Annotated in this window: 23 protein-coding genes; 21 read left to right on the forward strand and 2 right to left on the reverse strand. The window is 33.4% G+C overall.

The window, feature by feature from the left end:
* Positions 1-9 precede the first annotated feature (9 nt).
* From OCV48_RS02990 to OCV48_RS03055, 14 genes are all read left to right on the forward strand, one after another.
* Positions 10-798 carry an OadG family protein gene (locus OCV48_RS02990; RefSeq protein WP_021983113.1) on the forward strand — a complete coding sequence of 263 codons (789 nt, stop codon included), beginning with the start codon at positions 10-12 and terminating at the stop codon, positions 796-798.
* A gap of 34 nt (positions 799-832) precedes the next feature.
* The gene (locus tag OCV48_RS02995) at positions 833-1,204 is read left to right on the forward strand and encodes a biotin/lipoyl-containing protein (protein WP_147591105.1); all 372 of its coding nucleotides are present in this window, start codon (positions 833-835) and stop codon (positions 1,202-1,204) included.
* 34 nt (positions 1,205-1,238) lie between these two features.
* On the forward strand, positions 1,239-2,393 hold the full coding sequence (locus OCV48_RS03000; protein ID WP_147591106.1) for a sodium ion-translocating decarboxylase subunit beta: 1,155 nt from the start codon (positions 1,239-1,241) through the stop codon (positions 2,391-2,393).
* Between the two features lie 67 nt (positions 2,394-2,460).
* Entirely contained in the window at positions 2,461-3,873 is a 1,413-nt protein-coding gene (locus tag OCV48_RS03005) for an oxaloacetate decarboxylase subunit alpha (protein ID WP_021983116.1), read from the forward strand.
* A gap of 348 nt (positions 3,874-4,221) precedes the next feature.
* Entirely contained in the window at positions 4,222-4,371 is a 150-nt protein-coding gene (locus OCV48_RS03010) for a hypothetical protein (protein ID WP_262558739.1), read from the forward strand.
* Entirely contained in the window at positions 4,323-5,309 is a 987-nt protein-coding gene (locus OCV48_RS03015) for a MurR/RpiR family transcriptional regulator (RefSeq protein ID WP_021983117.1), read from the forward strand. Before OCV48_RS03010 ends, OCV48_RS03015 begins: the two co-directional genes overlap by 49 nt.
* A gap of 154 nt (positions 5,310-5,463) precedes the next feature.
* Positions 5,464-6,705, forward strand: a complete 1,242-nt coding sequence (locus OCV48_RS03020; protein WP_147591107.1) for a BaiN/RdsA family NAD(P)/FAD-dependent oxidoreductase — start codon at positions 5,464-5,466, stop codon at positions 6,703-6,705.
* An 18-nt stretch (positions 6,706-6,723) separates the two neighbouring features.
* Entirely contained in the window at positions 6,724-7,392 is a 669-nt protein-coding gene (cmk, locus tag OCV48_RS03025; protein WP_147591108.1) for a (d)CMP kinase, read from the forward strand.
* Between the two features lie 33 nt (positions 7,393-7,425).
* Positions 7,426-8,304: a 4-hydroxy-3-methylbut-2-enyl diphosphate reductase gene (gene ispH / locus OCV48_RS03030; RefSeq protein ID WP_021983120.1), complete on the forward strand. Its 879-nt coding sequence runs from the start codon at positions 7,426-7,428 to the stop codon at positions 8,302-8,304.
* A complete protein-coding gene (gene rpsA, locus OCV48_RS03035) occupies positions 8,285-9,412 on the forward strand; it encodes a 30S ribosomal protein S1 (RefSeq protein WP_021983121.1) in 1,128 nt (375 codons plus the stop codon). The genes ispH and rpsA overlap by 20 nt, the downstream gene beginning before the upstream one ends.
* 15 nt (positions 9,413-9,427) lie before the next feature.
* Positions 9,428-10,207 (forward strand): CheR family methyltransferase, encoded by a 780-nt coding sequence (locus OCV48_RS03040; protein WP_147591109.1) that lies wholly within the window; start codon positions 9,428-9,430, stop codon positions 10,205-10,207.
* Between the two features lie 79 nt (positions 10,208-10,286).
* The gene (gene rsmD, locus OCV48_RS03045; protein ID WP_021983123.1) at positions 10,287-10,841 is read left to right on the forward strand and encodes a 16S rRNA (guanine(966)-N(2))-methyltransferase RsmD; all 555 of its coding nucleotides are present in this window, start codon (positions 10,287-10,289) and stop codon (positions 10,839-10,841) included.
* Between the two features lie 105 nt (positions 10,842-10,946).
* A complete protein-coding gene (coaD, locus tag OCV48_RS03050; protein ID WP_021983124.1) occupies positions 10,947-11,441 on the forward strand; it encodes a pantetheine-phosphate adenylyltransferase in 495 nt (164 codons plus the stop codon).
* An 18-nt stretch (positions 11,442-11,459) separates the two neighbouring features.
* Positions 11,460-12,101 carry an ATPase gene (locus tag OCV48_RS03055; RefSeq protein WP_147591110.1) on the forward strand — a complete coding sequence of 214 codons (642 nt, stop codon included), beginning with the start codon at positions 11,460-11,462 and terminating at the stop codon, positions 12,099-12,101.
* Positions 12,102-12,201: 100 nt separating this feature from the next.
* On the opposite strand, the gene OCV48_RS03060 is transcribed toward OCV48_RS03055, so the two are convergent.
* Positions 12,202-13,122 carry a sporulation integral membrane protein YlbJ gene (locus tag OCV48_RS03060; RefSeq protein ID WP_021983126.1) on the reverse strand — a complete coding sequence of 307 codons (921 nt, stop codon included), beginning with the start codon at positions 13,120-13,122 and terminating at the stop codon, positions 12,202-12,204.
* Positions 13,123-13,316: 194 nt separating this feature from the next.
* Here OCV48_RS03060 and asnB point away from each other — a divergent pair, with 194 nt between their 5' ends.
* The 6 genes from asnB to OCV48_RS03090 all read left to right on the forward strand — a co-directional run bounded on the left by asnB (position 13,317) and on the right by OCV48_RS03090 (position 19,280).
* Positions 13,317-15,194 carry an asparagine synthase (glutamine-hydrolyzing) gene (asnB, locus tag OCV48_RS03065; protein WP_262558750.1) on the forward strand — a complete coding sequence of 626 codons (1,878 nt, stop codon included), beginning with the start codon at positions 13,317-13,319 and terminating at the stop codon, positions 15,192-15,194.
* A gap of 16 nt (positions 15,195-15,210) precedes the next feature.
* A complete protein-coding gene (locus tag OCV48_RS03070; RefSeq protein WP_021983128.1) occupies positions 15,211-16,008 on the forward strand; it encodes an MBL fold metallo-hydrolase in 798 nt (265 codons plus the stop codon).
* Positions 16,009-16,039: 31 nt separating this feature from the next.
* Entirely contained in the window at positions 16,040-16,312 is a 273-nt protein-coding gene (locus OCV48_RS03075; RefSeq protein ID WP_021983129.1) for an ACT domain-containing protein, read from the forward strand.
* Between the two features lie 23 nt (positions 16,313-16,335).
* Positions 16,336-17,700 (forward strand): PFL family protein, encoded by a 1,365-nt coding sequence (locus tag OCV48_RS03080; RefSeq protein WP_021983130.1) that lies wholly within the window; start codon positions 16,336-16,338, stop codon positions 17,698-17,700.
* A gap of 515 nt (positions 17,701-18,215) precedes the next feature.
* Positions 18,216-18,740: a GNAT family N-acetyltransferase gene (locus tag OCV48_RS03085; RefSeq protein WP_021982547.1), complete on the forward strand. Its 525-nt coding sequence runs from the start codon at positions 18,216-18,218 to the stop codon at positions 18,738-18,740.
* 33 nt (positions 18,741-18,773) lie between these two features.
* Positions 18,774-19,280, forward strand: a complete 507-nt coding sequence (locus tag OCV48_RS03090; protein ID WP_147591111.1) for a P-loop NTPase family protein — start codon at positions 18,774-18,776, stop codon at positions 19,278-19,280.
* A 253-nt stretch (positions 19,281-19,533) separates the two neighbouring features.
* Here OCV48_RS03090 and OCV48_RS03095 read toward each other — a convergent pair whose 3' ends face one another.
* Positions 19,534-20,817 carry a nucleotidyltransferase gene (locus OCV48_RS03095; protein WP_147591112.1) on the reverse strand — a complete coding sequence of 428 codons (1,284 nt, stop codon included), beginning with the start codon at positions 20,815-20,817 and terminating at the stop codon, positions 19,534-19,536.
* A 177-nt stretch (positions 20,818-20,994) separates the two neighbouring features.
* On the opposite strand from OCV48_RS03095, the gene pta reads away from it, so the two are divergent.
* Entirely contained in the window at positions 20,995-21,999 is a 1,005-nt protein-coding gene (gene pta / locus OCV48_RS03100; protein WP_147591113.1) for a phosphate acetyltransferase, read from the forward strand.
* The last annotated feature ends 38 nt before the right edge of the window (positions 22,000-22,037 follow it).

Here is a 22,037-nt window from a genome sequence, read left to right on the forward strand (position 1 = left end):
GTGAAGAACATGAAAAAGATTAAAAAAATATTGGTATTTATGTGTGTTCTTACTTGTGTTTTTGCTTTGACAGCATGTGGAAATAGTAAAGCTAAAAAAGCTTCTTTCGATTATACTGAAAGTGATTTAGTTAGTGCAGTAACAACTAATACAGAAACAGTAGCTGAATGGGAAGATAAGACAATTGATGATGCGATGGAACAGTATGATGATAGTGATGAATCTGAAGCAGCATTAAAGAAAGGTCTTGAGCAGTTCAAAGCAGCTAGAAAAGAAGCTGGTGAATTCGTAGGATTCTATCTTGATAAAGATGAAAATCCTAAATACACATTAACAGAAGATACTGATTCAGTAACTATAAAGTTAAAAGCACAATTTAAGAAAAGAGATGTAAATATTACTTATACATTTGGTATGATTGATAAGAATTTAAGTATTACATCTATGACATATGAACCAAAGTATACAATTGGCGAGACAATGAAGAAAGCTGCTCTTAATACTGTAATGGGTATGGGAACAGTAATTATTGTATTAGTATTCTTAAGTTTATTAATTGGCTTATTCAAATATGTCGGAAAAGCTGAAAAAGCAATTGCTAACAAGAAGAATAGCAAGAAAGATACAGCAGTTGATAATACTGTTGAACAGATTACAACTAAGGAAGAAATTGAAACAACAAATGATGAAGAATTAGTAGCTGTTATAACTGCTGCAATTGCTGCATCTAGTCAGACATCAGGTGATGGATTCGTTGTTCGTTCAATCAAGAGAGTTCAGAACAGAAACTGGAAATAAATCAAAAATATAATAAATAGAAAGGACATTCAAAATGAAAAATTATAGAATCACAGTAAATGGAAATGTATATGATGTAGAAGTTGAAGAATTAGGAACAGGAGCAGCTACACAGACAGCAGCACCAAAGGCAGCTCCTAAGGCAGTAGCAGCACCAAAGGCAGCAGCACCTGCTGCAGCAGGTTCAGAGGGAGCTGTTAAAGTTAATTCTCCTATGCCTGGTAAAATTCTTTCAGTTAAGGCAAGTGTAGGACAGGCGGTTAAGAGAGGCGAAGTTATTATGATATTAGAAGCAATGAAGATGGAAAATGAAATCGTTGCACCTTCTGATGGAACAATTGCCAGCATAAATGTAAACGAAGGCGCAAGTGTTGAAGCAGGTAGCGTATTAGCATCTTTAAACTAAAATTTTAAAATTAATTTGAACAGGAGGCTTTACAATGGGTTACGTTGTTGACACACTTGGAAATCTATTGCATCAGACAGCTTTCTTTAATCTGACATGGGGTAACTATGTTATGATTTTAGTGGCGTTAGTATTCTTATATCTTGCAATAGCTAAGGAATATGAACCATTATTACTTGTTCCAATCGCATTTGGTATGCTTTTGGTTAATATGTATCCTGACATTATGCTTTCAATTAAGGATTCAGATAATGGAGTAGGTGGTTTATTACATTACTTTTACTTATTAGATGAATGGAGTATTTTACCATCACTTATCTTCTTAGGTGTTGGTGCGATGACAGACTTTGGTCCTCTTATCGCAAATCCAAAATGTTTCATACTTGGTGCAGCAGCACAGTTTGGTATTTATGTAGCTTATTTTCTTGCAATATTTATGGGATTCAGTGATAAAGCAGCAGCAGCTATCTCTATCATTGGTGGTGCAGATGGACCTACATCAATCTTTCTTGCAGGTAAATTAGGCCAGACTGCTTTAATGGGACCTATAGCAGTGGCGGCATATTCATATATGTCATTAGTTCCAATTATCCAGCCACCAATTATGAAATTACTTACAACTGAGAAAGAACGTAAGATTAAGATGGAACAGTTAAGACCTGTTTCTAAGTTAGAAAAGATTTTATTCCCAATTATTATTACTGTAGTAGTAGTTCTTATTTTACCTACAACAGCACCACTTGTTGGTATGCTTATGCTTGGTAACTTATTCAGAGAATGTGGCGTTGTTAAACAGCTTACAGAGACAGCATCAAATGCACTTATGTATATCGTAGTTATATTACTTGGTACAAGTGTCGGCGCTACAACAAGTGCAGAAGCTTTCTTAAATATGAATACAATCAAGATAGTTATCCTTGGCCTTGTTGCATTTGCGTTTGGTACTGCAGCAGGAGTAGTTATAGGTAAAGTTATGTGTAAGGTTACAAAAGGTAAGATTAATCCTCTTATCGGTTCGGCTGGTGTATCAGCGGTTCCTATGGCTGCCAGAGTATCACAGAAAGTTGGTTCTGAATCAGATCCTACGAACTTCTTACTTATGCATGCGATGGGACCAAACGTTGCCGGAGTTATCGGCACAGCGGTTGCAGCAGGTACATTTATGGCGATATTTGGAATTGGAGCATAAAAATTTTGTAAGTAAAATGCAGATAATAAAAAAGTATTTCAGATGAAGTACAGAAAAGAGGTATAATATGGCAGAACAGGTTAAAAAGCCAATTAAAATTACAGAGACAGTTCTTCGTGATGCCCATCAGTCATTAATTGCTACAAGAATGACAACAGAGCAGATGTTACCTATAGTTGATAAAATGGATAAAGTTGGTTACCACTCAGTAGAATGTTGGGGTGGAGCTACATTTGATGCATCACTTAGATTCTTAAAGGAAGATCCATGGGAAAGACTTAGAAAGTTAAGAGATGGATTCAAAAATACTAAATTACAGATGTTATTCAGAGGTCAGAATATCTTAGGATATAACCATTATGCAGATGATGTTGTAGAATATTTCGTACAGAAATCAATTGCAAACGGAATCGATATCATCAGAATATTTGACTGCTTTAACGACCTTGATAACTTAAAAACAGCAGTTAATGCTGCGAAGAAAGAAAAAGGTCATGCACAGGTTGCATTAGCTTATACATTAGGTGATGCATACACACTTGATTACTGGAAAGAGACAGCTAAAAGAATTGAAGATATGGGTGCTGACTCATTATGTATTAAGGATATGGCAGGATTACTTTTACCATATAAAGCAACTGAATTAGTCCAGGCTTTAAAAGATGGTACATCTCTTCCAATTCAGATGCATACACATTATACTTCAGGTGTAGCATCAATGACATATTTAAAAGCTGTAGAAGCAGGAGCAGATGTTATAGATACAGCTATTTCACCATTTTCAATGGGAACAAGCCAGCCTGCAACAGAAGTTATGGTTGAAACATTTAAGGGAACACCATATGATACAGGTCTTGACCAGAATCTTCTTGCAGAAATCGCTGATTACTTTAGACCAATCCAGGAAGATGCACTTAAGACAGGATTACTTAATCCAAAGGTTATGGGTGTTAATATTAAGACATTATTATATCAGGTACCAGGTGGTATGTTATCTAACCTTGTATCACAGCTTAAAGATGCTCATGCTGAAGATAAATACTATGATGTATTAGAAGAGATTCCAAGAGTAAGAAAAGACTTTGGTGAACCACCACTTGTTACACCATCATCACAGATTGTGGGTACACAGGCAGTTCTTAATGTACTTCAGGGTGAAAGATATAAGATGGTAACAAAAGAATCTAAGAAGATATTAAGTGGTGAATTTGGTAAAACAGTTAAACCATTTAATAAAGAGGTTCAGAAGAAATGTATTGGTGATACAAAACCTATTACATGCAGACCAGCAGATTTAATAAAACCACAGCTTGAAGAGTTTAAGAAAGAAGCTGAACAGTATGTTGAGCAGGACGAAGATGTATTATCATATGCATTATTTCCACAGGTTGCTACAGACTTCTTTAAATACAGAGAAGCACAGGAGACTAAAGTTGATTTAGCTAAAGCAGATACTAAAGATGGTGTATATCCAGCATAATTATTTATAATTAATTATTGTTAGTTAATTCAAATAGAAATATATATATTGAAATTGACAGGTCATTATGAAATTTAATGTTCATAATGACTTGTTTTTAAATTATGGGTCGAGACTCTGTTTAGCCGGTAAAGCGTATGGAATATATAAAATATTAAAGATTATAGCTGTGGATACCTCCTGAGTGGAATGTATTTACAGATAGAATCAAAATCTGGAAGATTATTTTCTGTTGGTATTTGATGAAATTAAATAAGTATAGTATAATGTCTATGAACGTTGCCTCCTTTAGTGTAAGGTTTGTTTGGCGATGGACATTATACAAAAAAAGAGGTTAATAATCTTTTTATGAGATTAGAATTGAACATCAACGATTTACCTAACGATTATTATAACAAAGAAATCAACAGGCAACTTGATAATATACTGGATAAAATTGGAGTACATATATGGCAGACGATAATATTGAAATTAATAAAGCAGAAATGGACAATGTAGAGATTGATAAAGAGGAAATGGGCAATATAGAGATTAACGGCGATTTAATATCGAGAATGAACGAAAGGTATCCTAAAATGAGTAAAGGACAGAAAAAACTTGCGGCATATATTACTTCTAATTATGATACAGCAGTATTTATGACAGCAGCTAAGTTAGGAGAGATGGTGGGCGTAAGCGAGTCTACAACGGTAAGATTTGCAACACTTTTAGGATATAATGGTTTCCCTGAATTCCATAAGGCATTAGAAGATGTTGTAAAAGATAAATTACATTCTGTGCAGCGTATAGAGATATCAGCTTCTAAGATGACTAAGGCACAGGTGTTAGAAACAGTTATGATGTCAGATGCCGAAAAAATAAAACTCACATTAGATACCATATCGAAGTCTAATTTTGAAGAGGCAGTAGAAAGCATAATGAATGCCAAACGTATTTATGTTGTGGGTATAAGGACCTGTATGCCACTTGCAACATTTTTAGGCTTTTATCTTAATATAATATTTGATGATGTCACGGTTGTAACTACGAATAATGCAAGTGAGATTTTCGAACAGATGATTAATATTAATAAAGATGATGTACTTATTGGAATAAGTTTTCCGAGATATTCAATGAGAACTCTTAAAGCTATGGAATTTGCCAATGACAGAAATGCAAAAGTCATATCGATTACAGATGACAAGAATTCGCCGCTTAATCTGTATTCATCATGTAATCTTTTGGCAAGAAGCGATATGGCAACGGTGGTTGACTCGTTAGTAGCACCATTAAGTGTTATAAATGCTTTAGTGGTATCGTTGTGTATGAAGAAAGCAGATTATGTGACAGAGAAGTTAGATACATTAGAGAGAATCTGGAGTGATTACCAGATTTATTCAAATGATGAGATAAATATGGTTGATGATGAAGTTGCAATTAGAAGTATTGAAAAATAACTTTTATCATATAGAGAACCCGATATCAGGTTCGGAAGTTTGTATTATATATAATATGGAATCAGGCTTTTTGCTTGAAATGTATGAAAAAATCAATAGAGTTCCGTATCATATTTTATATGGGATCAAGACTAAAACGAAAATGGTGGATTAAATGGCAGATAGAAAAGTTATAGTTATAGGAGCAGGTGCGGCAGGAATGATGGCTGCATATTCGTCTGCTTTGTGTGGAAATAAAGTAACTGTATTTGAAAGAAATGAGAAAGCAGGAAAGAAGTTATTCATTACTGGAAAAGGAAGATGTAATATAACAAATGATTCTGATGTGGAAACAATTCTTAATAATATAATTACTAACAGAAAGTTTATGTATAGTGCGATTTATTCGTTTAGTAATGAAGATGTTAAAGCATTTTTTGAAGAAAACGGATTACATCTGAAAGTGGAGAGAGGAAACAGAATTTTTCCTGTATCAGACAAGTCTTCAGATGTTATTAATACATTGAAGAAAGCACTTAGAAATGAAAATGTAGAGATAGAATATAATATACTTGTAAAAGACCTGGTAGTTGAGAATAATACAGTAAAAGGAGTTGTTCTTAAAGATGGCAGAAAAGTATATGCTGATAAAGTTATAATGGCTACAGGCGGTATGTCTTATCCGGTGACAGGTTCTGATGGAAAAGGTTTTGATATTCTTAGAAAATATGGGCATACGATAACTGATTTAAGTCCTGCACTTGTACCAATGAATGTAAAAGAAGAGTTCGCTAAGGAATTACAGGGTTTATCACTCAAGAATGTAGATATATCATTTTATCGTAATGAGGTTGATAAAAAGCCTGTATATGAGGAATTTGGCGAAATGCTTTTCACACATTTTGGCATCAGTGGTCCGATAGTGTTAAGTGGAAGCAGTGTTGCCGGCAAATATCTTAAAGAGGGCAATCTGATTGCTAGGATAGACTTAAAACCGGCACTTAGTAAAGAACAGCTAGATGACAGAATACTCAGAGAATTTACGAATGGAATTAACAAAGATATTGTAAATGTTATGGATAATCTGTTGCCTAAAAAGCTAATTCCTGTTATGCTAGATTATTGTGAGATAGAATCTCATAAAAAGGTCAATAGCATCTCTAAAGAAGAGAGAAACCGAATGGTCGAAGCATTTAAAGGATTAAAACTTACGATAACATCACTGAGAAGTTTTAATGAAGCGATAATTACTCAGGGTGGTATTAAGGTTAAAGAAGTAGATCCAGGAACAATGGAATCGAAAATTATCAGCAATTTATATTTAGCAGGCGAAATGTTAGATGTTGATGCACTGACAGGTGGTTATAACCTGCAGATAGCATGGTCTACAGGGAGACTTGCAGGTATGGAATATTAAAGCGGAATGGAGTTTAGTATGAAAAAAATAAATGTAGCAATTGATGGACCAGCAGGAGCAGGAAAGAGTACAATAGCAAAACTTGCAGCAGCAAAGAAGCATTTTATCTATGTGGATACTGGTGCTATGTACAGAGCAATGGCTCTTGCATGTATAAGAGAAAATATTTTAGCAGATGATGAAGCAGGTGTAGTTAGAGTATGCGAAAACTGTGACGTTAAGATTGAGTATGAAAATGGAGAGCAGAAAGTATTATTAAATGGTGAAAATGTTAATGCCTTTATAAGAACAGAAGAAGTTAGCCAGATGACTTCAGCAGTTTCAGCTTACTCACAGGTAAGGGCTAAATTATTAGAACTTCAGAGAAATATAGCCAAGACTGAAAATGTCATTATGGATGGAAGAGATATCGGTTCTAATGTACTTCCAGATGCCAATGTTAAGATATATCTTACAGCATCAGTGCATACAAGAGCTAAGAGAAGATTTATCGAACAGAAAGAAAAGGGATACACAGGAACAATTGAAGAGATAGAGACTGAAATTGAAAAGCGTGATTATAGAGATTCCCATAGGGAATGTGCACCTTTGACGGTTGCCGAGGGTGCTGTTATCATAGACTCTTCTGATATGACTATCAATGAAGTGGTTGATAAGATAATTGAATATATAGATGAAGCAATGTAGTATAATATAACTCTTAAGAATATGGAGAAAAGCATGAAAGACAATTTGAATGCAGCTAAGAATATAATTGTTGCTAAAAGTGCAGGCTTCTGCTTCGGAGTAAAGAGAGCAGTTGATAAAGTATATGAACAGATAAATGATAATTCCATGCACAAGCAAATATATACTTATGGACCTATCATACACAATGAGGAAGTAGTTAAGGATTTAGAAAGTAAAGGCGTCAGTGTTATTAATTCTAAAGAAGAGTTAGAAAACACGAAAGATGGAATCGTTATTATACGTTCTCATGGTGCAACAAAGGAAATATACGACATAATAGAAGAAAATAATCTTGTTTTGGTAGATGCAACATGTCCTTTTGTCAGAAAAATTCATAAGATTGTGCAAAATGAAAAGAATAATAATAAGCACATTATAATAATCGGTAATTCAGACCACCCTGAAGTAAAGGGTATAAAAGGCTGGGCAGGAGATGATACAACAATTATTGGAACCGCAGAAGAAGCTGAAGAATTTGAGCTAAAAGAACCAAAGAAGGTGTGTATTGTATCTCAAACGACATTTAATTACAAGAAATTTAATAATTTAGTTGAAATTATTTCAAAAAAGGGTTATGATATAAATGTTTTAGACACAATTTGTAGTGCTACACATGAGCGCCAGCGAGAGGCGAGAGAGATAGCAAAGCAAGTTGACACCATGATTGTAATTGGTGGAAGGAACAGTTCAAATACACAAAAGTTGTATGAAATATGCAAAAGCGAATGTAATAATACTTACTATATACAAACATTAGATGATTTAGAATTAGATAATATTGAAATAGGTAGCGTAGGTATTACAGCTGGGGCTTCAACCCCAAATAATATAATCGAGGAGGTTCATACTAATGTCAGAGTTAAGTTTTGAACAGTTATTTGAAGAACAGGGAATGAAACAAATAAGTACAGGAGAAGTCGTTGAGGGCACAGTAATCAGCGTTAAAGAAGACGAGATCGTCTTAAATATAGGTTACAAAGCAGATGGTATTGTTAGTCGTAGTGAATATACAAATACACCAAACGTTGATTTAAGAACATGTGTATCTGTAGGCGACACAATGGAAGCAAAAGTTGTTAAAGTTAATGATGGTGAAGGTCAGGTTGTACTTTCATACAAACGTCTTGCTGCTGAAAAAGGAAGCAAACGTATTGAAGAAGCTTATAACAACAAAGAAGTTCTCAAAGCAAAAGTTACACAGGTAAGAGCCGGTGGACTTACAGTTGTAGTTGACGAAACAGAAATCTTTATTCCAGCAAGTCTTGTATCAGACACATACGAGAAAGATTTATCGAAATATGCAGATAAAGAAATCGAATTCGTTGTTACAGAATTTACACCAAATTCTAATCCAAGAAAGAGAAGAATTATCGGTAACAGAAAGATTCTTTTAGTAGCAGCTAAAGAAGAAAAACAGAAAGCTTTACTTGAATCAATCAAAGAAGGCGATGTTGTAGAAGGCACAGTTAAAAATGTAACAAGCTTTGGTGCATTTGTTGATTTAGGTGGAATGGACGGATTACTTCATATCTCTGAGATGTCTTGGGGAAGAGTTGATAATCCACAGGATATTCTCAAAACAGGTGATAAAGTTAAGTGCATTATTAAAGAGATTAAAGGCAATAAGATTGCTTTAAGCTGCAAGTTTGATGAGACAAACCCATGGACAACAGCAGCAGATAAATATCATGTTGGTGATGTTGTTAAAGGTAAAGTTGCAAGAATGGCTGACTTTGGTGCATTTGTTGAATTAGAGCCAGGTGTTGATGCTTTACTTCATGTATCACAGATTTCTAAGACAAGAATCAACAAACCTGCTGATGTTCTTTCAATTGGTCAGGAAGTAGAAGCTAAGATCGTTGATTTTAATGCAGAAGCAAAGAAAGTAAGCTTAAGTATTAAAGCATTAGAAGCTGATTCAGCAGAGGAAGCTGATTCAGCAGATGAAGCAGAAACAGAGGCTGATACTGAAGAATAATTCAGGGAGGCTATAATGGATTACGAACAATTCAAGCTACCTGTATATGAATTAACTCATATTGATTTAAACTGCTATAAAGAGCGTCAGATGAAGAGAAGAATCGACGCTCTTATAGCGAAACATAATATTAACGGATACAGTGAATATGTAGAGTCACTTAAGAATAACAAGAAGATTTTCGAGGAATTCATAAGCTATATTACCATCAATGTATCCGAATTTTATAGAAACCCTGACCAATGGAAGATTTTAGAAGACAGTATACTTCCTGGACTTATGAAGAATTCAGTGAATGGTAAACTGAAGATATGGAGTGCGGCCTGTTCTACAGGTGATGAGCCATATTCATTGGTAATGTTGCTTTCTAAATATATACCTTTAAGTGATATATCAGTTATTGCAACGGATATTGATAAACAGGTTCTAGAGAAAGCAAATGTGGGTGTATATAATGCCAAAAGTCTTGCAAATCTTCCAAAAGACTTTATAGATATGTACTTTACGAAGATTGGCGAAAAAAATTATCGAATAAGTGATAGAATTAAGAAATGTGTTGAATTCAGACATCATAATTTATTACAAGATGAATATATTTCTAATTGTGATTTGATTCTATGCAGAAATGTTGTAATATATTTTACAGATGAAGCAAAGACTGAGATATATAAGAAATTCAATGAATCATTGAAACCGGGAGGAATTCTATTTGTGGGAAGTACTGAACAGATAATAAATTACCGCGAATTAAATTACTCATCGGTTAAATCATTTTTCTATCAGAAGCAAGATTAATTCATATGGTTGCCCGTTTTGGACAACCATATTTTCGATATAAAAGAAATTTTTATAAGAAAGGTAACTGACCGGAAAAATGAGAGTTATAGCTGGAACTGCAAAACGTCTTCAATTAAAGACGGTAAAGGGTGATAATACCCGACCGACTACGGATAGAATTAAGGAAACGTTGTTTAATATGTTGCAAAATGATATAGAGGGATGTAGATTTCTTGATTTGTTCAGTGGAAGCGGGGCGATTGGCATAGAGGCTTTAAGCCGAGGGGCTAAAGAGGCTGTTTTTGTCGAAAATAATAAAGAAGCAATTAATTGTATTAAAGAGAATCTTATATTTACAAAACTTGTTAATAGTGGTATTGTAATGTCATATGATGTAATGACTGCTATTTCAATGCTAGAGGGAAGAAATGCAAAGTTTGATATTGTATTTATGGATCCACCATATAATAAAGAGATAGAAAAAGAAGTTCTTGACAGATTGAAGCAATCTGAGATTATAGATAGTGATACAATGATAATTGTGGAAGCATCTCTTAATACATCATTTTCGTATCTTAGAGATATGGGATATGAGCTTTTCAAAGAGAAGAAATATAAGACAAATAAGCATATGTTTATATATAAGAATTAGGATGTTAAAAGTTCATTTGATGAATAACTATCTTGAATAAATATCTGTATTGTAATATATAAATTATAAATAATAAAAGTAATAATAGACAGGAATGATAATAAGATGAAAATAGCGATTTATCCGGGAAGTTTTGATCCTGTAACAAAGGGACATTTAGATATAATAGAACGTTCTGCTAAAATGGTAGATGTTTTGATAGTGGCTGTACTCAATAATAATTCAAAATCGCCATTGTTTTCTGTGGAAGAACGTGTTAATATGTTAAAGGAAGTTACAAAATATATGGACAACGTTAAAATCGACAGTTTTAGTGGATTATTAGTAGATTTTGCTAAAAAATATGATGCAACAATTATCATAAGAGGTTTACGGGCAGTAACAGATTTTGAGTACGAGTTGCAGATGTCCCAGACTAACAGAATAATGGACAAAAAAGTTGATACAATTTTCCTTACAACAAGTCTTGAATATGCATACCTGTGTTCTAGTACAGTAAAAGAGGTGGCTATGTGTGGCGGTGACGTTGATAAATTTGTTCCACCATATGTTGTAGAGAAAATACATGAAAAAATAGATTCAATTAAGAATAAACTTTAAAAGGTATGGAGGTAAAAAATGAGTAAGTATGAGCAGATATTAACAGAAATTGAAGAATTTATCGATAATTGTAAGAGACAGAAATTATCAGGAGTTAATATAATTGTTAATAAAGAGCAGTTAGAAGAGTACATATCTGAACTTAGAATGAAGACACCTGAAGAAATTAGAAAATATCAACGTATTATTAATAATAAAGAAGCTATTATGAATGATGCACAGGCAAGAGCTGAGGATATGTTACAGCAGGCAAGAGAAGAGACAAGTGAACTTATTTCAGAACATGAGATTATGCAGCAGGCATATGTTCAGGCTCAGAACCTTGTTGATGATGCTTCAGCACAGGCACAGCAGATACTTGATAATGCTGTTAATGATGCAAATGACATCAGAATGGGCGCAATGCAATATACTGATGATATTTTGGAAAATTTACAGAATATAATTAATCATACAATGGAAAATGTTACAATGAAATATGATGCATTTATGAAATCATTAAATACAAGTCTTGATGTCGTAACTGCAAATAGAAATGAACTTTATCCTAAGGATGAGGCAACTGAAAATGTAGAAGAACAGTCGGAGAATACTGAGGAGGCTGCAGAAGATACAGAATTTGAAGATTATACAGTTGATTTAAACGAGTATAAGAATTAAATCATTTGATTAAGTGAATTTGCATATATAAATATCGATACTTCTTACAAGGTGTATCGATATTTATATATGCAAATTTACTTTAACAGATGTACTTATATTAGTTAAATATAGTAAATAAAATAACATATAATATGATCATAATTATTAAAGAGACACATTTGGAATATAGGTAGTCTCTTTTTTTATATTCAAATTTAGATAAAACGCTATTAATCTGAAAAAATGTAGATACTCCACCAAGTATGCAGGCAGCTATAATACAAAGCAGTCTGAGAGGAAGACTGATATTTAATAATGACAGGTAATAAGTTCCAGAAGTTATCTCTAATAAGGCTACTATAATAACTTTAAAGATATCAGAGATAAATGTAATTTTCATAATAATACCTGCAATAGTGGTAAAAATAATTAGATAACCACCTATTTTAACAACAGTCAAAATGGCATTAGAAAGGCTGTCATCAAGTATTTTATTTATTGGATATTTTAACCTGGAAACTGAGATATCGATATTTTTATATGACTTATGTCGTCTGAAAATTATTCCGGTTATTACTTCGGGAAGATATGTAAGTATTATGGCGATAAATCTGTATTCGGGTGTATTTAATAATGAAAGTACAACATATCCCTGAATGAATGAGGGACTGGCGTGATTAACGAATTTCAGAATATAGTCGGCTTCAGCTTTAGTTATACTGCCATTAAGATATAGGTCAGAAGTTATTTTGGCACCGACCGGGTAACCACATAGAAAGCCCATAATGACAGCATAGGAACCATAGTAAGATACGCCAAAGAGAGTATGAGTAATAGGATAGAATAGCCGACCTATCTGCCATGAATAGTCAAGCTGAATCATAAAGTTAGAGAAAATTATAAATGGAAGAATAGCCGGCAATAATGAATTAATAAATAATTTGATGCCTAATAAGACACCGTCGGCACAATATGATGGAAAAAACAACAAAACAACAAGTGTAAGATAAAGAAATATACGTAGTAAGAAATTTTTCATTTTATTTTCTTTCTGAGTGCCTTTTCTTTAAGAGAAGATGAGAAATGTGCAGGCAAATTCGTATCTGTCATAAAGGCAATTCTTTTATTGGTTTATTATAATTTTATTAATTTATATTGTTAATATGACTAAATATATGGCATTTTGGTTTGACCTTGAATAACATTTATGATATGATTGCGACAGATATTTACATGTACCACAAATTATTTATGATTGGAGTGACTGGAATGTGTGGATTTGCCGGATATATTACAACCGATGGCAAAGGTAGTGAATATAAAGAAGATTTAATTGAAATGATGAATTCTATTAAACATAGAGGACCTGATGATGAGGGAACTCATATAGATGATATGGCAGGTCTCGGTTTTAGAAGACTTAGTATTATTGGTATTACTAATGGTAAACAGCCAATGTATAATGAAGACGGTTCTATTGTCGTTACATTTAATGGCGAGATATATAATTATCAGGATATTAAGGCTGACCTTATTGAAAAAGGACATATATTTAAAACTGATGCAGATACAGAAGTTTTAGTACATGGATATGAAGAATATGGTAAAGATTTATTGCAGAAATTAAGAGGAATGTATGCATTTGCAATCTGGAACAGAGAGAAGAAAGAGATGCTTATGGCAAGAGATATCTTCGGAATCAAGCCTCTTTTCTATACACAGACAGAGAATGATTTCGTATTTGGTTCAGAGATTAAGGCAATTCTTAAATTTCCGACTGTTAAGAAGGAATTTAATCCGGAAGCATTAGAAAGTTATCTTTCATTCCAGTATTCTATCTTAAAAGAGACATTCTTTAAAGGAATATTCAGACTTCCACCTGCACATTACCTTTTATGGAAAGATGGAAAAATCGAGATAGAGAGATATTATTCACCTGAATTCAATACCGATGAGAGTATTACATTTGATGAAGCTGTAAAGAAAGTTAATGATGTTATGGCTGATTCAATCGCAGCACATAAGATAAGTGACACAGAAGTAGGTGGCTTCTTATCAGGAGGTGTTGATTCAAGTTACATTGTTGCAAGAAGTAATCTTGACAAGACTTTCAGTGTAGGTTTTGATTATCCAAGATGTAATGAGATACCTTTAGCAAAGACATTATCAGATTATGTCGGTGTTAAGAATAAGAGTAAATTAATAACTACAGAGGAATATTTTGAAGAATTTCCAAAGATAATGAATCATGTTGATGAACCATTATCAGATCCATCATGTATCGCATTATATTTCTTATGTAAGCTAGCAAGCGAACAGGTTAAAGTTGTATTATCAGGTGAGGGCTCAGATGAGTTATTTGGTGGATATAATATCTATAAATCTCCAATTGCCTTAAAACCTATGATGGCAATTCCAAGACCTGTAAGAAGGGGTGTCAGAAAAATTCTTACTAAATTACCTGTTAATTTCAAAGGTAAGAATTATATGATAAGAGCAGGTTTAGATCTTGAAGAGAGGTATATTGGTAATGCTTATATTTTCCATACTCCTGAGGTATATAAGATGCTTAAGAAACCGATTAAGAAATATACACCTGAAAGCATTACAAAGCCAATATATGACAAGGTTAAGGATAAAGATGATATAACAAAGATGCAGTATCTTGATATCAATACCTGGTTATGGGGAGATATCCTTAATAAAGCAGATACAATGAGTATGGCTCACTCATTAGAAGTACGTGTACCTTTCCTTGATAAAGAGGTTGCAAAGGTAGCTTTCAGTATTCCTGTAGAGCATAGAGTTGACAAGCATGAGACAAAGAGATATTTCAGAAAAGCTGCAAGTGAATTTATGCCTGATATTACAGCAGAGAGAAAGAAATTAGGTTTCCCTATTCCAGTAAGAAACTGGTTAAGAGAAGATAAATATTATAATTTAGTCAAAGATACTCTTACATCTAAAGAAGCAGATTTATTCTTCAATACAGATTATCTTGTTAATCTGTTAGACAGACATTATCATGAGAAATGTGACAACTCAAGAAAAATCTGGACAGTATATGCATTTGTTCTTTGGTATCAGAAACATTTTGCTGCTGCATGCTAACAGATAGGAGGTTCAAATGAGAATATCTACTGTAGCAAGTGGAAGCAGCGGTAATTGTATATATGTAGGTTCTGATAATACTCATCTGTTAGTAGATGCAGGAATCAGCAAGAAGAGAACGGAAACCGGTCTTAATGCAAATGATATTGATATGAAAGATATAAGTGGAATATTAATTACACATGAGCATATAGACCATATTAACGGGCTTGGAGTTATTTCAAGAAAATATGAGATACCTATTTACGCAACACCTAAGACTGTAGAGGCTATAAAAAGCAATAATAAATTAGGTTATATACCGGAAGATTTATATGTAGAGATTAAATCTGATGAGCATTTTAATATCGGAGATATAGAAGTGTGCCCATTTAGTATATCACATGACGCCGCTGAACCTGTAGCTTACAGGTTCAATGAGGGCGGTAAATCGGTTGCAGTAGCTACTGATATGGGTAAATATGATGACTATATAGTGAATAATCTTAAGGAGCTTGATGCTTTGGTTATTGAGGCTAATCATGATGTCAGAATGTTATTAGCGGGTGCCTATCCTTATTATCTTAAACAGAGAATTCTAGGTGACAGAGGACATTTATCAAATGAGATGTCAGGAAAGCTTATTAATGATATCTTACATGATGGACTCAAATACATTCTGTTAGGACATCTTAGCAAAGAGAATAATTATGAAGAACTCGCATATGAAACCGTAAAATCAGAGATTGCGATAAGTGATAATAAATATAAGGCAAGTGATTTTGATATTGAAGTTGCCAGAAGAGATGTTAATTCAATGCTGTTTTGCGTTTGAAATATATTTAGAAATGAGGTAAAGAATAGAAATGAAGAAATCAATTATAACTGTAGTTGGAAAAGATACTGTAGGAATTATAGCAAAGGTATGTACATATTTAGCTGAAAATAATATCAATATATTAGATATTTCACAGACAATTGTACAGGACTATTTCAATATGATGATGATAGTAGATGCTAACAATGCAGATAAGAAAATTGGTAATATAGCTGATGAACTTGAAAAATTAGGTGAAGAAATCGGAGTTCAGATTAAAATTCAGCAGGAAGATATATTTAATTCAATGCATAGAATTTAATATTACAAAAGGAGTCAAATGTAATGATAAACATTTTTGAAGTAAATGAAACAAATAAAATGATAGACCAGGAGAATCTTGATGTAAGAACAATTACACTTGGTATCAGCCTTTTAGATTGTATTGATACAGATTTAGACAAGGTTAATGAAAATATTTATAACAAAATCACTAAATTAGCTAGGAATCTTGTATCTACAGGACAGGAGATTGAAAAAGAATTCGGTATTCCTATCGTAAATAAGAGAATTTCTGTAACACCTATTAGTTTAGTTGGTGGAAGTGCCTGCAAAACACCTGAAGATTTTGTAACTATAGCTAAGACACTTGATAAAGTGGCTCACGAGGTAGGGGTGAACTTTATCGGTGGATATTCAGCATTAGTAAGCAAGGGAATGACTAAAGCTGATGAGAATCTCATTAATTCAATTCCACAGGCACTTGCCTGCACAGAAAGAGTATGTAGTTCTGTTAATGTTGGTTCTACTAAGACAGGAATTAATATGGATTCTGTCAAGTTAATGGGTGAAATTGTTCGTAAGACAGCAGAATATACTAAGGAACAGGATTCATTAGGCTGTGCTAAGCTTGTAGTATTCTGTAATGCACCTGATGACAACCCATTTATGGCAGGAGCTTTCCATGGTGTAACAGAAGCTGATGCGATTATAAACGTAGGTGTAAGTGGACCGGGTGTTGTAAGAACAGCACTTACCAAGGTTCGTGGAGAGAACTTCGAGGTTCTCTGCGAAACTATTAAAAAGACAGCCTTCAAGGTAACAAGAGTTGGTCAGTTAGTTGCTAAAGAAGCATCTAAGAGATTAGGCATCCCATTTGGTATCGTTGACTTATCATTAGCACCAACACCTGCTATTGGAGACAGTGTTGCAGATATTCTTGAAGAAATTGGCTTAGAAAGAGTAGGAGCACCGGGAACAACAGCAGCTCTTGCATTATTAAACGACCAGGTTAAAAAAGGCGGCGTTATGGCATCATCTTATGTTGGTGGTTTAAGTGGTGCATTTATTCCTGTAAGTGAGGATCAGGAAATGATTAATTCAGTTACAGCAGGAGCACTTACAATTGAGAAGTTAGAGGCTATGACCTGCGTATGTTCAGTTGGTCTTGATATGATAGCAATTCCGGGAGATACTAAAGCTACAACTATTGCCGGAATTATTGCAGATGAGTCAGCAATCGGTATGATTAACCAGAAGACAACAGCAGTAAGAGTTATTCCTGTAATTGGCAAAGGCGTTGGAGAGACAGTAGAATTCGGTGGTTTACTTGGATATGCACCAATAATGCCTGTTAATAATTTCTCTTGTGACGCATTTGTAAACAGAGGTGGCAGAATACCGGCACCAATTCATAGTTTTAAGAACTAATAAGACCAGAATATATAAATAACTGAAACTTCGCACATATATAATAGAATCAAATCATCTGTATTAAGTGAATTTGCATATATAAATATCGAAACTTTTGTAAGAATTGCTAATTTGTAGATATCTTTTTCGGCTCTTTTGATTATTTGAGTTCATTCAATGCCATACACTTAAAACGATGTGTTCGTCTATGCTACACACTTGATTTACTTGTACTAGATAAGGGAATTATGAAAGTGTGTGTCATAGACGGACATCTCGTCTTAAGTGTATGTCTGTTGAATGTACACAAAATTTGAGCCGAAAAAGATATCTTGCAAATTTACGCAATTCTTACAAGGTGTTTCGATATTTATATATGTCAAATTTATTTTAAAAGATGAATATATGCTATGATATATATGTGAGAAGTTTGAGTAAAAAATGAGTTGATGTATAAATTAAAACATATGTCAACTCATTTTTATATAAGCAATTAAAGCAAATATTGTAGTAACAGACAGGAGGAATAAGAAGTGATTAGATTGAGACCATATAAAAGTTGTGATTCCAAAGTAATTGTAAAATGGTTAAATGATGAAGATGTATTTATAAAATGGGGTGGTGAGAGATTTGGTAAATATCCCATATCTGCTGATATTATTGATGATAAATACACTAAAGCTAATGGAGATTGTAAAGAACCTGATAACTTTTATCCTTGGACTGCAATTAATGAGGATAACAAAGTAGTAGGACATTTTATTATGCGATACACAGGTAGAGATAATAAGCAATTACGTTTTGGCTGGGTTGTAGTAGACAATACACTTAGAGGAAAAGGTTATGGTAAGCAAATGCTTATGAAAGGTCTTAAGTATGCATTTGATATTATGGGTGTTGAAAGGGTTACTATCGGTGTGTTTGAAAATAACGAGGCAGCTCATATGTGCTATAGAAATGTAGGTTTTGTTGAAACGGAGACAGTTGAAGATGAACCTTGGAATGTTATTGAAATGGAAATCTTGAGAAAAGATTATATTACTACTGAGAATAATTAATTTTGTATAGAATGAAAGGGTGGTGTTTGTGGCTTGAGATTAGATATTATTGGTTCTGTTGCAAGTGGAAAGACAACACTTGCAAAGAGAATATCACAGAGATTTAATACACCATATTATGAAAAAGATAATGTTGTGTGGAAAAGAACTTCTTCGGGTGATGAAAAAAGAAGTCACGAGGAAAGAGATAGATGTTTTAATGAAATTATTAATAAAAAGGACTGGGTTGTGGAGGGTTCACCAAGAGAATCTCTTAAGGAAAGCTTTGGGTGTTGTGACTATATTATAGTATTAGATGAATATACGTTGGTAAGATTAATAAGAGTATTTAAACGCTGGATAAATCAAAGAAGGGGAAAAGAATCATACAATTCAGAACCAACATTAGAATTCTTGTGGTGGAATATTAAATGGGTATTTGAGTTTAATAAGATTAGGAAAGGGTTAATTAAGGAACTTAATAGTTATGGTGAAAAAGTTAAGAGATTCAGACATTCTAAAGAAGCTTATGCATTTGTTGTTCAAAAATATGGTAATTAATTTTTATAACTCTTATAAAAATAGTCGCTGGCTGAATCAATCTTCATAGGTAATAAATTTATTTAATGGAGATTGTATCAGGTAGGCGGTTATTTTGTGTTTTTGATAATCTATCTTCTTATTATTTCAGCCTCTTACACAGTTATGAGCAAAGTAGCTATGCAAGAGGCTGAAATTCAAGAGGTTGAAATTCAAGAGGCTGAAATTCAAGAGATTATATCTTAAATCTGTCATAGATTAAACATTTCTGTAATTATTCATCTTTTATTATAACACCATATTGCTGTTCTTTTGGTATTGAGAAATTGTATTTATCAATACTTACTAATCTGTAAATCTCATCAGCCATCATATTAATTGATAACATACGTTTGCCATTCTCAGACAGAACTGAAAATGCATTAGATATTTTAGTGATAAGAGGAATGTCGGAGTTGGTTTTAATTTCAGTAAGTAAGCTGTTATGGGCTTTATTGAAACCGAGAACTCTGAAGTAGTAAACGTATCCCTCATCTTTAAAAGTAAAGTAATCATCTTTAGTATAATTGAATAGCAGATAGAACAGAATTCTTGAAATTCTTGATGATGTAAATATAGAAGAATTACAGGTATTAACAAAACTGTCGAAGGCTTCATATGAACCTGAGAGATTGGATATTCTGTTAGCTAAGTCATCTGTTATATCAAAGAGATTATTAGTCTCTGTGTTATTATATCTTGCTTTAATTAACTCATTACCGACTAATGGACTGAAATCATCAGAGACAATAGGGTAAGTTTTCTTGTATTCATTTTCAAGTAATTCCATACAATTTGCAGGGACGATATCAGAAAGTGTTTCTTTGACATTGTTGAATGTAAATATTGATTTGCCACCAAAGAGTTTTCTGATTGCACTTGCACTTGCAAAATGTCCGTCTAAATCAGATGAATGGTAGCCTTTGTCTAAACGTTTGATTGGAACCGGAACCATCTTGCTGCCTGACTTACGTATTGAAATAATATATTCAATTGCAAGAATAGAGTTTGGAGATGATATTATAAGCGAAAGCTCGTCTGAACTCATATTGACACCGCGCAGCGAAAGAGATTTTATAATTGCATTTTCGCGGCTTCTTGAGAAAGACATGCCGGTTTTTAAATATGACTGTAATGCTTCGCTATAACATTCATCTTCATCTATTATTATGTCTGCGATGAGATTTAACAGGTCTAAATTATCATTTTCACAGCCAAAACAAAGATAATCAACGACATTTAATTTATCTAAAGTTGCAACTGCACCGGTTGCAAAGTAAGCAGCACTTGACATAGAATAACAAACCGGAAGTTCGAGGACAAGGTCTACATTATTCTCAAGGGCAATGGCAGTTCTTGTGAATTTATCCATAAATGCAGGCGCACCCCTCTGGACAAAGTTGCCACTCATAACAACTATAACGTGGTCGGCATTGGTAAGTTCTCTTGCTTTTTCAATAAGATATGCGTGACCATTGTGAAATGGATTAAATTCAGCTATAATTCCAACGGTTTTCATTATAAACTCCTTTCATATCGTGTTTTAAAATACGTTATATGTATGATAACATTTTGTTAAAAAAATATCAATAAATGTATTGAATTTAGTACGTTTAAAGATATTGTATACAAAGTAAAAATGCGTTATAATATTATAAAGTGTGCGGATTAATTATACAGGAAAGGAAATTAAATTATGGGATTTATTGATAATATTAAAGAAAGAGCAAAAAAAGATATTAAGACAATTGTTTTACCTGAATCAATGGACAGAAGAACTTTTGAGGCGGCAGAGATTATTCTTAAAGAGAAAATTGCAAATCTTATTATCATTGGTACAGAAGACGTTATTGCAGAGAATAGCAAGGGATTAGATATCTCAGGAGCAAGAATAGTTAACCCATATACATTCAGTAAAACACCAGATTATATAGAAGTATTTTATGAATTAAGAAAATCAAAAGGTATGACTCCTGAACAGGCTAAAGACCTTATGATGAATGATTTTATGTATTATGCATGTATGATGGTTAAATTTGGTGATGCAGATGGTGTGGTTTCGGGTGCATGCCATTCTACAGCTTCAACATTAAAGCCATCACTCCAGATTATTAAGACCAAACCGGGAACAAAATTAGTATCAGGTTTCTTCGTAGTATGTGTACCTGATTGTGAATATGGTGCAGATGGTACATTTGTATTTGCAGATGCAGGACTTAACCAGAATCCTAATCCGGAAGAACTTGCAGCAATTACAGAATCATCAGCAAAATCATTTGAGATGTTAGTCGGTGAGAAACCAATTTGTGCATTGTTATCACATTCTACAAAGGGAAGTGCAAAACATCCTGATGTAACAAAGGTTACAGATGCAGTAGAGATATTAAAGAAGAATTATCCTCACGTAACAGCAGATGGTGAGTTACAGTTAGATGCGGCACTTGTACCGGAAGTAGCTAAATTAAAAGCACCTGGAAGTACAGTTGCAGGCAATGCAAATGTTTTAATTTTCCCGGACCTTGATGCAGGTAATATTGGATATAAGTTGGTTCAGAGATTGGGAAAAGCAGAAGCATATGGTCCATTAACACAGGGTATGGCTAAGCCTATTAATGATTTATCAAGAGGATGTTCATCATCAGATATCGTTGGTGTTGTAGCTATTACAGCAGTACAGGCACAGCAGAGAAAACTTGTTTAAGTTTTTTAAATATATTAATTTCAATTAATAATTATGGT

Origin of the sequence: Bovifimicola ammoniilytica (assembly GCF_025567085.1) — a bacterium.
GTDB lineage: Bacteria > Bacillota > Clostridia > Lachnospirales > Lachnospiraceae > Bovifimicola > Bovifimicola ammoniilytica.